Genomic DNA, 15,547 nt, shown 5'->3' with positions numbered 1-15,547 from the left:
CCGATATGAAACGTATACATTTAAATATAACATTGAGTATTTGGCTTGGGATGGTCGTTTTCTCAGGCTGTAAAAAAATTCTTGAAGAAGAACCCCGCAGTCTCTTTACACCAGATTATTTTAAAACAGTAACAGGGGTAAATGGCGGCCTTACAGCAATGTACGGTCACCTCCGCAACATGTATGGGCAGGCCTATTATTATAATTCGCTAATTACCGGTACCGATGAGGCTACTTGGGGCAAAGATGCTGATGGAAATTTTAAGGATATGGATTGTTCAGGTGTGGGGTCGATACTTTCTACAAGTTATCCCAGTAGCGTATTATGGGGAGAAGCCTTTCCGAATATTAATACAGCAAGTGGCGTAATTGAGAATGCCAGTGCCGCAGGTATTGCCTCTTCATTGGTTGCCGAAGCAAGATTCTTCCGCGCCTTTGATTATTTTTTATTGGTACAGACCTTTGGTGGGGTGCCACTCGATTTGGGTGCCGGACCACTTAAATTCAATACCAGTCCCGTAAGAACATCGGTTCGCAATACAGTTCCCGAGGTATATACAAAGGCAGTATTTCCTGATTTATTGACTGCTGTTGCCGATTTACCTGTTGCAGCCCGCGTTACAGGAGGAGTAACAAAAACTTTGGCACGGCTGTATTTGGCAAAAGCCTACCTAACTTATGGGTGGTGGTTGCAAAATCCTAACAATATCCCAACTTATCCTGCAGCAAACCGTACTGATCCTGACGGACATGATGCAAACTGGTATTTTCAGCAGGCTTATGATGTTTCAACTGCAGCTATCGAAAGTCCTGGATCTTACGGTTTGGTAGATACTTATTAGGATGTGAATTTAGGATCGAATGACCGTAATAAAGAAATGTTGCTATATGCTGATCATACCCAAACGAGCGAACGTTTTAATGGCGGTAGTTTAACCTTCGGTAGTGGTGGGGCGCCTGATAATTTTGCAGGTTGGATGATGACCTGGAATTACACCAATATCAGAAGCGGAGGAATCAGTTCGGTTCAGCGTGAAGCAGAGCAACACCTTGGCAGGCCGTGGAACCGGATGGCTCCACCTATTGAAGTGTTTAAAAATACTTTTGCCGATAAAACATTGGATTCGCGTTATGATGGTACCTTTACAACGGTATATCGTGGAAATTGGCCTAAAGGATATAACCCTCCAGAATCGGCCCCTGCCTCTTTGGTTAATGCCAATGGCTTGTCTATCGTTCCCGGAAATGCTGTTTTAACCTTTCTGGATGCTGATAATAGCGCCGTAAGTTATCCAAGCGGAGCCGGAACAAGTAATGTTGGCGCCGGCACACTACCAGGAAGGGCAGATTATGTAATTTCCCCAGCGGGAATAAGCAGAATCGTTTATCCGGGTCTTTGGAAACTGGGGCCTTACCGTACAGATAATGGCACGGGCTTAGGTCAGCCAAATGCAGGTAGTACCCGGCCTTATCCTATTGCAAAGTTTTCTGAACTTTACTTCGTTGCTGCCGAAGCTGCTGTAAAAGGTGCTACACCCAAAGCAGGTAAAAGTGCGCGCGAACTGATCAATGTGGTGAGGGCCCGTGCCGGAAAATGGCGTTGGGATAATAATGGTAATGTGGCAAAAGTAGCCGACAATAGTGCAGCCATGATTGCCGCAACCCCAGCAACAATTGATATCAATTATATTTTAGCAGAGCGATCGCGTGAATATTATGCGGAAGGATACAGGAGATTCGACCTTATTAGAACGCAAAAATGGGCAGAGTTATCCACTACTTTCAGCATTTGTGGTACAGGATATGGCGACCATACACCAGTAACGGTTACCAGAACGATTACACCAAATCTTTATCTCCGTCCAATTCCACAAGGGCAGATAGATGGCATGCAAATGCCTGACGAGGCAAAGAAAGCATATCAAAATCCTGGCTACTAAATTCAAAACAGGCAGATTTTTCAAAGAAATCTGCCTGTTTTTCTTTCAGTATTATCATAATCGAACCGATTGATTCTAACCGTTTTAAAAACCGACATCAACAGCACTTTATGATGGAGAATATAGAACGCTTAAATAGAGGCTGTTTAAATTGCTACTTCGAACGGACATATGGCTGTTTTCTCATAGTCTTTGCTTAGTCTACGGTAGAAGTTCAGCCATGCAAACTAGCGTTCGACCGCCATCTGCCTATTGTGGCACAACCCCTTATTTAGTTAATTGTTAAAACAAGTGATGAAATCAAGATTATTTGTTAATTTCATTAAACAACAGTAAAACCTTAACCTTAGGTTCACTGGTCAACCTATTTATGAGTGAAATCACAATTTATTCCGGTACTGGCTTTCCGTTTGGTATGACTGAAACGATTAGCTTTAGGTGAGGGATAAATGGCATTCGGACGGGATTTGTTTTCTTCTGATCTGGCCCCACTCAACAATTTTCTATCCTGGTTGTTTGGAGAATATGGACATAGCCTTTGAAAACTATTACTCGGGTACCAGCGGGCTACTGTTACCGGTTCCCAATAAATTGCACTACCCGAAAGAATTCCAGGAGAAGAGCAGACTGTGCTATTACGCCTCGCTGATGGATTCTATCGAGATCAATTCTTCCTTTTATAAAGTGCCGCAGGTTTCCACGATGAAAAAGTGGGCGGCAGATGTGCCCGAGGAATTTCGTTTTACCTTTAAGCTTTTCAAGGAGATTACCCATAACAGGGACTTGGCCTTTGCTCCAGAGGTCGTGTCCAGGTTCTTTTCGGTCATTTCGCATGTTGAGGAGAAAAAGGGCTGTCTTTTGGTACAGTTCCCCCCGAGCGTAAGGATTTCCCATTTTGCACAGCTGCGCTTTCTGATGTCGGTGCTTAGGGATAATGATCCTTTTTTTGAATGGAAGATCGCTTTGGAATTTCGGCATGCTTCTTTATATATAGATGAGGTGTATGAGCTTTTGGAAGAGTTTAGGCTTGGTATGGTGGTCCACGATAAGTCGCCTGCCAGTTCTCCTGTGCGAGAAAGCCATCCTGATTTTATCTACCTCAGGTTCCATGGTCCGGGAGGAAACTATAGGGGAAGCTATTCTGACGACGTATTATATGAGTATGCAAGCTATGTAACCGAGTGGCTTTCGGAGGGCAAAAAGGTGTTCGTGTACTTCAATAATACCATGGGAGAGGCGCATGCCAACCTGAATATGCTGCGCCAGATCGTTAGGGATACCTATTAGTATTTGCTAGGCATTTGGCCTGGCGAGCCTAAGGCGGGAAGGAGCAAGGATATGCGCTAAATTTAGAGCGCTAATTTATAAGTGGGAAGGGCCTTTGGTTTTTCCCGATTTCTACTTTTAATGGTTTTGTTATTGAAAGAATCCTGACTTCATTTCTTAAGAAAAGCTAATTGTTTGTGCGCTTTTGCTGACCTAGCTTTAGGGTACGAAAGAAACCATTTTGACAAGGGCGGGGCCAGCGAGCTACTGGAAGGGCAGGCAGAAATTTATGCCGGAAAAGCAGGCTTGAGCTGCCTTTACAAGATTGGAAGGCAGATATGGATATTGCGCAGTTATGTTATAATCTGTAACGAGCGTTAATATCTGCCCGAACTGGGCGTGTTTTCAATGCTTGGAGAATTTGAGTTGTTAAAAATCAGGTTTAGAGAGTCGCTGGTGAACGGTAATGAGGACCTGTTCAGATTGGATTGATCTTATTGCTTTTTTGCTAGCTTGGATTTAGTAGCAGTGTTTTGGTTAGGCCTTGTAGGTGCAGGCGTTGCACTTTTTGGCGATTTGCTTATAGGCTTTTTAGACGAGGTTTTCTTCTTCCCTGCGTTTTTGATACGGTATTCAAGCAGGTACAGCCTGGTCTGCCATTTCTCGATGATGGTGTCGTCGCTTTTCGGAAGGCCTGTTGGTTCCAAAAGACCGAGTACATGCGCCAGTTCACGGGTACTGTCTGCCTTGGCCTGGTTTTCTTTCAGCCAATCTTGTTGTTTGGTTTCGTGGGATTTCTGGTATTCGGCTATGGCCAGTTTAATGAGCTTGACCTCATTTTCTTTTGATTTAGTTTTGCGCAAAAGTACCATCTGCCTGTTCCAAGCGTGGGAATTAGCAGGATCTGTCATTGCGGATTTCCGGTAGAGTTTTAATGCGGCAGAATTATCGCCCGCTCTTTCCAGTTCGAGCGCAGCGGCAAACTGCTCCTTTGACCGTATCTGTTTTCTTCTTGACATGACTGACTTTGGAACAATTAGTCGGGTCTATTGTTTGCTGAAGGGTAGTAGAGGATATGACTACACGATGACCTTTGCGCTATAGGAGTAATGGTAGCTTTGGATTTAGCAATTAATGAAATGAAGAAAATCGGATTTTTATCGTTCGGGCATTGGTCGGAACATCCCTCATATCAGGCGCGCACCGCTAGTGATACTTTGCTACAATCCATCGACCTTGCCGTTGCGGCTGAAGAAATCGGCCTTGATGGAGCGTACTTCAGGGTACACCATTTTGCAAAGCAATTGGCATCGCCCTTTCCGCTGCTTTCGGCGATTGGCGCAAAAACTTCTAAGATCGAAATCGGAACAGGCGTTATCGATATGCGCTATGAAAACCCTGTATATATGGTTGAGGATGCTGGTGCAGCCGACCTGATCTCTGGTGGCAGGTTACAACTGGGCATTAGCAGGGGTTCGCCCGAGCAGGTGATCGAAGGCTGGCGGCATTTCGGTTTTGCACCAAAGGATGGAGAGAACGATACTGATATGGGAAGGCAAAAAGCGCTGGAGTTTTTGGAAAGATTGAAAGGCGAAGGATTTGCACAGCCCAATCCAAATCCAATGTTTCCCAATCCGCCGGGACTGTTAAGGCTAGAACCATATTCCGAGGGACTGCGCGAGCGCATCTGGTGGGGAGCCGCTTCCAATGCGACTGCTGTCTGGGCGGCAGAGAACGGAATGTACCTGCAGAGTTCTACCTTGAAGTTTGATGAAAATGGCAAGCCCTTCAATATCCAGCAGGCCGAACAAATCAGGCTGTACAAGGAGGCCTGGAAAAAAGCGGGACATGATCGCGAGCCAAGGGTTTCTGTCAGCCGTTCAATATTTGCGCTGATGAACGATCAGGACAGGTATTATTTCGGTCAGCAGGGGAAAGGGGCGGATAGTTTTGGCTATATCGAGCCAACCCAAAGGGCGGTTTTCGGTCGGGGATATGCTGCTGAACCCGATCAGCTGATAAAGGAACTGGCTGCCGACGAGGCGATACAGGAAGCGGATACGGTACTATTGACCATTCCAAATACCTTGGGCGTAGATTACAATATGCATGTGCTATCTGCCATTCTGGAACACGTTGCACCGGGACTTGGATGGAGATAGATTAGTTTGATTTTTTTTTAATCGCACAAAACATATTGCCGGCGATAGCGTTTATATTCCGAGAGCGTTAATTTAGATGAGCGGGAAGAGCCTTTGGTTTTTCCCGCTTTTTTTTGAAAAATAACCGTCTTTCTAAAAAGATCTACATCACATCGAAAATTGAATAAATTTACTATTTCGCGGATATCCATCTTATTCTACGGCCTGGTGGAGAATGCCATTTAACGCATCTCAAGTTATGGGCTTATCATGCGCCATTTTACAATCCATAACGCACCGGTAGGTTAAAAGAAACCGGCGGACCTTTTTTTACCGATGTGTTAGCTGAAGGTATCGATACGGCCGCTGCAATCGCCAGAGCCAAGGCAACTTTGGTTAACATAAAATCCGTGGAACAACCGGATAGTTTAGGATAAGGCTATTATGTTTTTTGCTGTAAGTAGATCAACAATTGAACTGAACCCATTAGTGAAGTTGATCTGAATTCATAAATATGGAGGTTTTGATCCTGTAAGGTAAAAATCTCGTTTTAAGTAGACTCTCTGAAAGCAACCGCGACAATTTAGGTTTAAGGTGTGCAAGCAGGGCTGTCAAGTGATCATCTAAATCATGACAATTGTAAATTATCCGCTTATCTTTTGCATCAAAGATACATATGGTTTTTGTGCCAGCTTCAATCAAAGCCAATTTGCTTAATGCGTCTTTATAAAAATTAAAACGGAATTCCCGATAATTTCCCTTATTAAAACATATTAAAAAAATCATGATCGAATTTATGAAAAAAAATCCTGCTAAAAGTAGGGATTATGCTCTTGTCAGTACTGTATATACCTTCGCATAAATTGCGGGAAACATGTATCCTTCGACAGAATAGCTAGCCAACATTTTGTTCAGCCATGCCAAATTACCAGTCCTTTCTTTAGAATGTTTTACTCCCCATAGCTGGTAAGCATATTTTTGTTAATTGTGGCGGATGCTATGGCCAACCTGTTCTATCAGCTTATATATATCAAACGGTTTAGCGATAAAACCCTGTGCACCGCACGAATTTTGTACCTCGTTCTGATTCGAGTGGGCGCTCATCATGAGCACAGGTATTTTTTCGGTGTTATAATCTTTCTTTAGCTTTTCACATACATTGATTCCGTTACCGTCGGGCAACTTGATATCGAGAAGGAACAGGTCTGCCTGATCATGTTTGTCCTTTGACATGAATTCACTAATATTCGAAAAGCTTATCACTTCATATTTTTCCTCGGTAAGGATCATCTCTATGATATCCCTGATGTCCTGATCGTCTTCGAGGACATATATTCTTTTTGCCATAACCTAATCAAACTTATTAGTATAATAATCGGTAAATGCCTGAAATTGTTTTATATTTTTAGAGGGCTACACAAACAGAACTTCTTTTAAGAGAGCCAAAGCGGTTGAATACAGTATTACCTGTACATTTTCAAGTATTTTTTCAGCTCACATCGCGCCTGGTGGATATAGGTTTTAACAGTGCCCAATGGAACATTGAGGTCTTTGGCTATCTCGTCATACTTATAGCCTTCAAAATACCTTTGAAATGCAATCCGGTATTCAGGTTTTATCGAGGCCAGGGCTTTCATGATATCACTAATCGCAAAGGATGTTTCGCCTAGGTTTTTCGTTGAACTTTCCATTAAATTCGGATTCGTCAAATCCTCATCTGAAATGATTTCGCTTTTCCGCTTGGCTCTTACACAATTATTATAAAATGTGTTTTTCATTATCACATATAACCACCCCTTTAAATTGGTTCCGTTATCAAATCTGTCGCAGAAACGTACTCCTTTAATAAGGGTTTCCTGTACAAGATCCTTAGCGTCATCCTCGTCATTAGTGAATTTTAATGCCTGCGTAAATAATTGTGCTGAATGGCGTTCTGCAGCTTGGGTAAAATCCTTCAAATCCATATTTAAATATTATCTCCCTTTACCAATAACTATTTTTTATATTACAACAACGGATATCCATGGAAATAGTTTATTAAACTTTGAGATTGGTCACGTTGCCAGCTACCTAGTATCTAAAACAGCATCGCTTCAGGCATAATCCAGATGACTGTTAGGTTATCCCTTGCACCGAGACACTGATTGTTCCCTTTTCTTCCCTGTCATACTTTACTACTTCATGCTGTGAAGCACCTACGCGGCTGAATAGGATTTGTTAAAATGGATTTTAATAGTGAATAAAACTTTCTGTGTTTTGCAAGGTTATAGAATCATGCAGACCCAGCCCCAATCATCAGTGACAGTGCAGAAATGTTTGGAAAAGTAGCGTAAACGGTTGTAAAGCATAAGGGCATATTTATGAGGAGAGAATCAGTTGATTGTTAATTACACAGATAATGGCTGGGAAATTATCACCCAGCGTGCTCACGGTCTTTTGGCGGGACAGGTCTGTGCGCGGTGGAAAATTTCTGACCAGCCATTAAGATGGGTGGAAACCCTTATCGCGACAACTGAACACGATGATGTTTTCAACGAATTTCAGCTTGGGCCGCTGCTCACCGAGAGTGGTGGACCCATGAACTTTAAGATGACCTGTTTTAATGAGCAGGCCTGCAGGCAGATGATTGAGATGGCGTTGAGCAAAAGCCGTTTTATCGCCTTATTGTTTGCAAGGCACATCGGTTTCACCCATGGAGGTGAGCCGGCAGCAAAGCCATATCTTGCAGACCTTAAAAAACTAGAAAGCAAATGGATAAAAGAGGCTGATAGCAACACTGCAGAAGTTAACCGCGCATATGAACTTCTCGAATTCTGCGATGCTTTTTCGCTGCTTATCTGCCAGGGACAGATCCCACCGGAAGAGCGGAAATTAGAAATCAGCAGGGGACCGAATGGTGTATCTTATCAGTTTTTTCAAAAAGAAAACCACCTGATTGTTATGCCCTGGCCTTTTGAAATTGAAAGTTTTGATGTACACTACGAGTGCCGGATACTAAAGAACCTTTGCTTTAAAAGTGAAACCGAATTTAAAGATGTACTCCAGAACGCAACAATCGAACTTAGGAAATTAGTCATCAGCGCAACCTGATAATAATTGAAAAAAGTAGGAGAGTTGAGATGTTATCAGTATTAGCTTCTGAGAACAAAATCCTGTTTTTGCCTAAATACACTATGACACCCTGCTTGCCCGTTTGAGTATAGCAGGAAATAGAGAATACTATTAGTTTCTGAAGAAAATCGCTGAATGTCTGAACCAGCCAGATTAAAGGGCTTTTAGGGGTGCCATTAACTAGAAGAAGAAAAAAATAGTCAGTACGGAATATGAAGAAGCGCTTAAGCGTTCACTAGCTGACCATGCAACGCAGAAACAAGAAAATAAGGAGCATAAATTATGGCTTCGGGGATGACTGGCTAATGAATTTGCTTTTATAATCGGTTATACCAGTAGCGGCATTCCTTATGGCTTTCGTTTTGATGATATGCCTGCGGCGGATGAAGGTGGCTTTTAATTGCTATCTTTAGCTTAAATTGGATTAAAAAAAGCTTTAGTCTGCTGCCCCATGGAAGATATATCAAAGATTGAAGAAAGCCTTGCTCAGTACAAAAAGGAAAACAGAGAACTGAAACATAAGGTTTATGAGCTCACTGATTTCGTTGAAAATGCTTCCATACCGCTTCACTGGGTTGATGGGGCTGGGAAAATTATATGGGCGAACCAGGCAGAACTCGATACTTTTGGATACACAAAAGAAGAATATATCGGATTTCCGATTAGTAATTTTCATGCAGATCAAGAGGTGATACAGGACATCCTGACGCGCCTTATCAACAATGAAACACTTCATAATTACCAGGCAAAGCTCAAATGCAGGGACGGATCCATTAAGCACGTACTTATCAACTCAAATGTCCTGAGGAAAGACGGCAGATTTATACATACCCGGTGTTTTACCCGAGATATTACTGCAATTATGCAAGAGCAGCAAAGAAATCGCGAGTTGATGCTTGTACTGGAACAACAGGGGGCTATCATCGCTTCGTCTAATGATGCCGTCCTTAGTAAAACCCTGGAAGGAACTATAACCAGCTGGAATAAATCAGCAGAACGGATATTTGGTTATACGGAGCCTGAAATAATCGGGCAACCGGTTCAAAAGCTGTTACCACCGGATCGTCGGGATGAAGAATCCCGCATCCTGTCACGGTTATGGAACGGCGATCAGGTAGAGCACTTTGAAACTAGGAGGCTTACCAAGACCGGCCGTATACTTGATGTATCCTTGACTATATCCCCGATCAGGGATGACAAGGGCAATATAGTCGGCTTATCGACCATAGCAAGGGACATATCTGAAAAGAAACAGGAAGAACAACGAAAAAATGATTTCGTAACGATGGTCAGTCACGAACTTAAAACACCCTTAACGGCCATCATGTCTTATATTCAGATACTTATAAAAAAAACCAAAAATGAAGACGACTTCGGTTTTAAGGCGTTAACGAAGATTCACGCCCAGGCAAAAAAAATGGCATCGATGATTCATGACTTCCTGAATCTGGCAAGATTGGAGGATGGGAAAATACAGCTTAACAAAGAAATTTTTGCACTGCATCCACTGGTTGAGGAAATTATCGGTGACGTTCAGATCTTAAGTACAAAACATACCGTAAAACTGATTGATTGTGAAGCGATCACCGTTCACGCCGACCGGAACAAAATAGGACAAGTCCTGATGAACCTGGTAAGTAACGCGATAAAATATTCCCCTGCGGGCGGAACCATTACTATAGGCTGCGAGAAGCATCCGGGAAAGGTAAAGGTACTTGTTAGTGATGAGGGCATAGGTATCAGCGTTGCTGATCAGAAAAGACTGTTTGAACGGTTTTACAGGGTAAGTAACAATAAATCAGGGGGCGTCACAGGATTTGGAATCGGACTATTTCTTGTTTCAGAAATCCTGCGCCTGCACAACAGCAAAATTGAGGTTGAAAGCAAAGAAAATGCCGGATCGACGTTTTATTTTGATTTAGAAATCCAGAAAGATTGAATTGCGGAAATTTAAAAGAGACTTCTATCAGCCTGAAAGCTAAAGTATTTGATTTGTTGGTGATCATTACATTTGTTGCCATGGGCGGAAGGGTGCTGAAGGAATATGAGTTTAAGTTTATTGAGCCAGATGGCTGCTTAAAAAGGAATGCGGAAATGAAATAGAAAACAAGGATTTTGACGCATTAAAAAAGAGATTATATAGTTGTGGCCTAGAACAATTGTGAGAGGAGTATCCGTGATCAGTTTATGCGATCAAAAACTTTTACCAAATGGTAAATGTTCCTAGCATAACGATTACTAACTTTCGTTAATGAAAGAATTTATAGATTATATTCTGCAGTTTAGCAATTTGAACCAACAACAAATAGATTTCATTTCTAAAAAGGCCAATGAGTTAGCGCTTGTTAAAGACGAATATTATTGGAAAGCAGGAAAAGCGGTAAAACAAATTGGTTTTATTTTAGAGGGTGTTCTTCGGATATATTATTATACCAACAAAGGCGAAGAAAATACACGTTACTTTGTTGATGAAAACCATTTGATTTTAGATGGACATACTTCTGTCACAAACTATATTCCTTCCGAATACCTGCAAGCTGTTACTGATTGCAAACTAATTGTATTCTCAAAAGAAGACTGGAAAGAAATTTCAGATACCATTGTTGGTTGGGACAGCATCATTCAAAAAATAATTACAAAGTATCATACCGAAAAATTAGAAAGGAGAAGTCCGTTGGTTTCACAAGACGCCACTACGAGATATATCGAATTCATGGAAAACTTTCCCATGTTGGTAAATCGTATCCCTTTATCATTCATCGCCTCATACCTGGGTGTTACCCAGCAGTCGTTAAGCAGAATAAGAAAAAAAATTCATTGAATTGCTTTTTACCAAATGGTAAACCCTGTAGGTTTTTTATTGCTGTCTTTTGCAATAGAAATCTAAAATTCAAAAAATGAAAACAGCATTAATTACAGGAGCGAACAAAGGTATTGGCTTAGAAGTTGCAAGGCAACTTGCACAAAAAGGGTATCATGTTTACATGGGTAGTCGTAATTTAAAGAATGGCTTAGCATCCGTTGCAAAATTGAAAGCCGAAGGATTTGAAAATGTAGAAGCTATAGCGTTAGATGTAACCAGTCAGCAATCAGTAAATACTGCTCGCATTGAAATTGGTAAGAAAACAGAAGTGTTGGATGTGCTTATCAATAATGCGGGCATTAATGGAATAAAATTTAAGGGAGATACACCGATAATGCACTCCGCAACCGGCACTGGTGTCGATATGTTTAAACAGGTTTATGAAGTTAACGTATATGGCGTTATAAGCGTAACCCAGGCATTTTTGGATCTATTGCAAAAATCGCCAGAGCCCCGTATCGTTAATGTAAGCTCAAGTCAGGGTTCGCTCACTTTGCACAGCGACCCAACATTTATTCATTACAAATTTAAAGGGGCTGTGTATCAATCTTCAAAATCAGCGTTGAATATGTACACTATTGTTTTAGCATACGAACTACGGGATACACCTTTTAAAGTTAACGCTGTTAGTCCCGGTTCTACCAAAACCGATTTCAATCGTCAACTTGGACAAGGTTCTGTTGAAGACGCAGCGAAACGAATAGTAAAATATGCATTAATCGAGAACAACGGACCAACAGGTAAATTTTTCTCTGAGGATATGAATACTGTTACAGGCGAGATTCCCTGGTAAAAAAGAAGAGCATATAATAAAAATACCGAAACCCTTATCTCCTACTAACTCCAGGTAAGCGTAAAAGCGCTTAATCTTTGTTTCACCATGATAACCAAGGGTTTCACCACGTTAATGCCAGGTTTTAACGGCCTGCCTAATTTCTTTAACTGAATTGAAAAAGGCAATGTTTTTGTTACTAGGATATAATTTACCTTTGCAGATCAACTACCTCAAATGACAAAAGCAACCCATCGTAAAATACAGTTATTTCTTTTTGCCTTTATTAAAGATTAAATGCTATTTATCCACAGCCAAATCATTACACTTAATGTGTTTTGGCTGTGGATTTAATAATCAAATCCCCCTGAAGATTATGGAGCCATCAAAAAGCAGTTGGAAGAAAAGATCTACCATTTAAAGAAAAACCTAAATTCTTTTGATAAAAAACAGGATGATTTAAATAACCTTATCAAAAATTTATCGAACACCCTTTTAAACGTCGAGAAGGCATATTCTGAGGCAGAAATAGACTTAAAACGTGAAATAATCGCTGCAATTTTCCCCGAAAAGTTAGTGTATCATGAGGATGGTTATCGAACACCTAGATTGAATGAAGGTGTTGGTTTAATATGCCTGATTAATAGCGAGTCGCGTAAAATAAAAACGAGACAAACCGCTTAAAAATTGATTTGTCTCGTGAGGTGCTCCCGACGAGATTCGAACTCATATCGATGGTACCGGAAACCATAATTCTATCCATTGAACTACGGGAGCATAAGGCTGCAAATATAGAAAAATCAAAATCATTTCATTACAAAAACAAGTCTATTTTTAATCTGTAAGTTCATATCAAAATTAACTTCCTGCTGTTGAGATATTTTTTATGTTAAAAAATGATTAAATCATAAAGCAACGGGCTGCTTTATTGAGTTTATTCCCCTTTATTTTTAATTTAAGAAACCTTTCTGGCTAATTTTAAACCTACACCGTTGGCTTTTTAAGAAATAAAAATGCACCTTTGCGAACCGTTAATAGAGGTTTAGGCATGTAATAAATTAGATTGTATTTTATGGAAGAATTGGTTGTGGAAGAGATTCAGGAACTGCTTGAAAAAGAAAATGATAAGGCTTTAAAGCAATATCTCGATCAACTGAATATTTCGGATGTTGAAGAACTGATTGATGAACTTCCACAATATGCAGCTAAATTTATCGAAACCCTGTCCCTTAACAGGGCGGTAAACGTTTTTCGGATTCTGGATTTTCCTACGCAAGAGCGTATCATTAAAAAACTTTCGGGCAATAAACTCAATCAGATTATCAAAGATCTGCCACCCGATGACCGTACAGCACTTTTTAGTGAGTTAAAAGGCGATGTGGTAAAAAAAATGATTACACTTTTACCACCCGAAGAACGTAAAGAATCACTTGCACTTTTAGGCTACAAAGAAGATAGTATTGGCCGTTTAATGACACCCGATTACATCGCCGTAAAACCCGAATGGTCTATCACCAGGGTTTTGGCGCACATCAGGCGCTATGGAAAAAACTCCGAAACCATTGATGTAGTATATGTGATCGATAAAGAAGGAGTATTGTTGGATGATATCAGGATCCGTGAGGTTTTACTGGCTGATCCCGAAGCAATTATTGGCGAACTTACCGATAAACGTTTTATTGCCCTAAAAGCAAACGATCCTCAGGAAGATGCAATCAATATCTTCAGAATGAACAACCGTGTGGCTTTACCCGTAGTGGATGAAAATAACATTCTTTTAGGTATTGTTACCGTTGATGATATTTTGTGGATTGCAAATGAGGAATATACAGAAGATATGCACAAAATTGGAGGTACTGAGGCTTTGGATGAACCTTATCTCGATATCCCAATCCTAAAACTGGTTAAAAAACGTGCAGGATGGTTAATCGTACTCTTTTTAGGCGAAATGTTAACTGCAACAGCCATGCAGCACTTCGAAATCGAACTCGAAAAAGCAGTAGTATTATCGCTTTTTATTCCATTAATTATGAGTAGCGGGGGTAACAGTGGTTCTCAGGCTTCAACATTAATTATCCAGGCCATGGCCTTGGGCGAAGTAACCATCGCTGAATGGTGGCGCGTAATGCGCCGCGAATTGGTTTCTGGAGCTTTGCTCGGCATCATTTTAGGCACAATTGGCTTTATCCGCATTGTAACCTGGCAAGAGTTACACCTTTACAACTATGGCCCGCATTGGTTTTTAATTGCAGCTACTATATTTTTTACCCTTGTTGGCATTGTATTATGGGGCAGTTTAATCGGTTCGATGATGCCAATTATTTTGAAAAAACTGAAACTCGATCCAGCAACCTCATCAGCACCATTTGTAGCCACTATGGTTGATGTTACCGGGATCGTGATCTATTTCAGCGTTGCCGTATTAATTTTAAAAGGCGTTTTACTCTAAATCTAAATCATGCAAAAGAAAATTACCACACTTTTTACCGATATCGGTGGCGTTTTATTAACCAATGGCTGGGACAGGCACGCAAGGGGGGAGGCTTCTGTGCTTTTTAACCTCGACTCTGTTGATCTCGAAGAACGTCATCACCTTACCTTCGATACCTATGAAGTGGGTAAATTAACGCTTGATGAATATTTAGAGCGTATTGTTTTCTTCGAAGAACGTAGCTTTAGCTACGATGATTTTAAGGAATTTATGTTCAAAAAATCACTTCCTTACCCAGAAATGATTCAGTTGATCTGCGATTTAAAAAAGAAATACAACCTTAAAGTAGCGGTAATCAGCAATGAAGGCAGAGAATTGAACCAATACCGCATCAATACTTTTAAACTGAACGAATTTGTCGATTTCTTCGTGTCGTCTAGTTTTGTACATTTCCGCAAACCCGATGCCGATATTTTTAAAGTAGCCATCGATATTTCACAGAGCGATGTAGAAACGAGTTTATATATTGACGACCGGATGCTTTTTGTGCAGGTAGCCGAAGGTTTAGGCTTAAGAGGTATTCATCATACCGATTACGAAGATACCAAAATGCAGCTGGCTGCTTACGGGCTGGAAGTCTAATTTATGATGTGCAGTTAGATGTTACCATCTAACTGTTCGGTTTTTATAAAAGATCAATAATTTATTCTAAAATGTTTTTCTTTTGGTATCAGATGGTAACATCTGATACCACGAACAAAGAATGGTCGTCATTCTCGCGGAGGCGGGAATCTTAATGCAAAATACAAGCTCAACTAAAGTATTTTATTACTTATTAGTAATAGATTGCAGTTTTTGAAAAGCAATGGCAGTAGATCTTTTTAAAGTTTGCCCCCGCTTTTCATTACAAGTCCTCGCTTCGTGGACTGCCCCCAAAAAGTTGGACACTTTAATCGGAGCATTTTATGAGCAGAAAAATTAAGTATAGCCTGGAATTTAACTTGCCTATATTGTACAGGTTTT

Annotated in this window: 15 protein-coding genes and 1 tRNA gene; 12 read left to right on the top strand and 4 right to left on the bottom strand. The window is 40.9% G+C overall.

The annotated features are described in order from the left end of the window. Positions 1-5 precede the first annotated feature (5 nt). The 3 genes from J7E57_RS27075 to J7E57_RS04650 all read left to right on the top strand — a co-directional run bounded on the left by J7E57_RS27075 (position 6) and on the right by J7E57_RS04650 (position 3,227). Positions 6-842, top strand: coding sequence for a RagB/SusD family nutrient uptake outer membrane protein (locus J7E57_RS27075; RefSeq protein WP_251029801.1), 837 nt, complete (start codon positions 6-8; stop codon positions 840-842). A gap of 3 nt (positions 843-845) precedes the next feature. Next, positions 846-1,940, top strand: coding sequence for a RagB/SusD family nutrient uptake outer membrane protein (locus tag J7E57_RS27070; RefSeq protein WP_317196517.1), 1,095 nt, complete (start codon positions 846-848; stop codon positions 1,938-1,940). Positions 1,941-2,465: 525 nt separating this feature from the next. Beyond that, on the top strand, positions 2,466-3,227 hold the full coding sequence (locus J7E57_RS04650) for a DUF72 domain-containing protein (protein ID WP_215132395.1): 762 nt from the start codon (positions 2,466-2,468) through the stop codon (positions 3,225-3,227). Between the two features lie 473 nt (positions 3,228-3,700). On the opposite strand, the gene J7E57_RS04645 is transcribed toward J7E57_RS04650, so the two are convergent. Further along, complete coding sequence (locus J7E57_RS04645) at positions 3,701-4,225, bottom strand: hypothetical protein (RefSeq protein ID WP_215132394.1); 525 nt, start codon at positions 4,223-4,225, stop codon at positions 3,701-3,703. Positions 4,226-4,345: 120 nt separating this feature from the next. On the opposite strand from J7E57_RS04645, the gene J7E57_RS04640 reads away from it, so the two are divergent. Next, positions 4,346-5,368, top strand: coding sequence for an LLM class flavin-dependent oxidoreductase (locus J7E57_RS04640; RefSeq protein ID WP_215132392.1), 1,023 nt, complete (start codon positions 4,346-4,348; stop codon positions 5,366-5,368). A 960-nt stretch (positions 5,369-6,328) separates the two neighbouring features. Here the strand turns inward: J7E57_RS04640 and J7E57_RS04635 are convergent. Both J7E57_RS04635 and J7E57_RS04630 read right to left on the bottom strand, forming a co-directional pair. Then, positions 6,329-6,694, bottom strand: a complete 366-nt coding sequence (locus J7E57_RS04635; protein ID WP_215132391.1) for a response regulator transcription factor — start codon at positions 6,692-6,694, stop codon at positions 6,329-6,331. A 116-nt stretch (positions 6,695-6,810) separates the two neighbouring features. Then, on the bottom strand, positions 6,811-7,311 hold the full coding sequence (locus tag J7E57_RS04630; protein ID WP_215132390.1) for an RNA polymerase sigma factor: 501 nt from the start codon (positions 7,309-7,311) through the stop codon (positions 6,811-6,813). Positions 7,312-7,723: 412 nt separating this feature from the next. On the opposite strand from J7E57_RS04630, the gene J7E57_RS04625 reads away from it, so the two are divergent. The 6 genes from J7E57_RS04625 to J7E57_RS04600 all read left to right on the top strand — a co-directional run bounded on the left by J7E57_RS04625 (position 7,724) and on the right by J7E57_RS04600 (position 12,777). Further along, positions 7,724-8,437 (top strand): DUF3891 family protein, encoded by a 714-nt coding sequence (locus J7E57_RS04625; protein WP_215132389.1) that lies wholly within the window; start codon positions 7,724-7,726, stop codon positions 8,435-8,437. A 472-nt stretch (positions 8,438-8,909) separates the two neighbouring features. Next, positions 8,910-10,397, top strand: coding sequence for a PAS domain S-box protein (locus J7E57_RS04620; protein ID WP_215132387.1), 1,488 nt, complete (start codon positions 8,910-8,912; stop codon positions 10,395-10,397). Then, the gene (locus J7E57_RS04615; RefSeq protein ID WP_215132386.1) at positions 10,394-10,561 is read left to right on the top strand and encodes a hypothetical protein; all 168 of its coding nucleotides are present in this window, start codon (positions 10,394-10,396) and stop codon (positions 10,559-10,561) included. Before J7E57_RS04620 ends, J7E57_RS04615 begins: the two co-directional genes overlap by 4 nt. A 148-nt stretch (positions 10,562-10,709) precedes the next feature. After that, positions 10,710-11,279 (top strand): Crp/Fnr family transcriptional regulator, encoded by a 570-nt coding sequence (locus J7E57_RS04610; RefSeq protein WP_215132385.1) that lies wholly within the window; start codon positions 10,710-10,712, stop codon positions 11,277-11,279. Positions 11,280-11,355: 76 nt separating this feature from the next. Further along, on the top strand, positions 11,356-12,114 hold the full coding sequence (locus tag J7E57_RS04605) for an SDR family oxidoreductase (protein ID WP_215132383.1): 759 nt from the start codon (positions 11,356-11,358) through the stop codon (positions 12,112-12,114). Between the two features lie 375 nt (positions 12,115-12,489). Further along, complete coding sequence (locus J7E57_RS04600) at positions 12,490-12,777, top strand: hypothetical protein (protein ID WP_215132382.1); 288 nt, start codon at positions 12,490-12,492, stop codon at positions 12,775-12,777. Positions 12,778-12,798: 21 nt separating this feature from the next. Here the strand turns inward: J7E57_RS04600 and J7E57_RS04595 are convergent. Then, positions 12,799-12,870 (bottom strand) — tRNA-Arg (locus J7E57_RS04595). Between the two features lie 295 nt (positions 12,871-13,165). Between J7E57_RS04595 and mgtE the strand changes: the two genes are divergently transcribed. Beyond that, on the top strand, positions 13,166-14,542 hold the full coding sequence (gene mgtE, locus J7E57_RS04590; protein WP_029275973.1) for a magnesium transporter: 1,377 nt from the start codon (positions 13,166-13,168) through the stop codon (positions 14,540-14,542). A gap of 9 nt (positions 14,543-14,551) precedes the next feature. After that, positions 14,552-15,166, top strand: coding sequence for an HAD hydrolase-like protein (locus J7E57_RS04585; RefSeq protein ID WP_215132381.1), 615 nt, complete (start codon positions 14,552-14,554; stop codon positions 15,164-15,166). Positions 15,167-15,547: the final 381 nt, after the last annotated feature.

Source organism: Pedobacter sp. ISL-64, from assembly GCF_018613605.1.
Classification (GTDB): Bacteria; Bacteroidota; Bacteroidia; order Sphingobacteriales; family Sphingobacteriaceae; genus Pedobacter.
This window is presented reverse-complemented; position numbering and strand designations above follow the sequence as displayed.

Bases quoted from the DNA above. Each gene is read 5' to 3' on its own strand.
- J7E57_RS27075 (WP_251029801.1), top strand. From the start codon at position 6: ATGAAACGTATACATTTAAATATAACATTGAGTATTTGGCTTGGGATG.
- J7E57_RS04585 (WP_215132381.1), top strand. From the start codon at position 14,552: ATGCAAAAGAAAATTACCACACTTTTTACCGATATCGGTGGCGTTTTA.
- J7E57_RS04650 (WP_215132395.1), top strand. From the start codon at position 2,466: ATGGACATAGCCTTTGAAAACTATTACTCGGGTACCAGCGGGCTACTG.
- mgtE (WP_029275973.1), top strand. From the start codon at position 13,166: ATGGAAGAATTGGTTGTGGAAGAGATTCAGGAACTGCTTGAAAAAGAA.
- J7E57_RS04620 (WP_215132387.1), top strand. From the start codon at position 8,910: ATGGAAGATATATCAAAGATTGAAGAAAGCCTTGCTCAGTACAAAAAG.
- J7E57_RS04605 (WP_215132383.1), top strand. From the start codon at position 11,356: ATGAAAACAGCATTAATTACAGGAGCGAACAAAGGTATTGGCTTAGAA.
- J7E57_RS04635 (WP_215132391.1), bottom strand. From the start codon at position 6,694: ATGGCAAAAAGAATATATGTCCTCGAAGACGATCAGGACATCAGGGAT.
- J7E57_RS04630 (WP_215132390.1), bottom strand. From the start codon at position 7,311: ATGGATTTGAAGGATTTTACCCAAGCTGCAGAACGCCATTCAGCACAA.
- J7E57_RS04640 (WP_215132392.1), top strand. From the start codon at position 4,346: ATGAAGAAAATCGGATTTTTATCGTTCGGGCATTGGTCGGAACATCCC.
- J7E57_RS04610 (WP_215132385.1), top strand. From the start codon at position 10,710: ATGAAAGAATTTATAGATTATATTCTGCAGTTTAGCAATTTGAACCAA.
- J7E57_RS04645 (WP_215132394.1), bottom strand. From the start codon at position 4,225: ATGTCAAGAAGAAAACAGATACGGTCAAAGGAGCAGTTTGCCGCTGCG.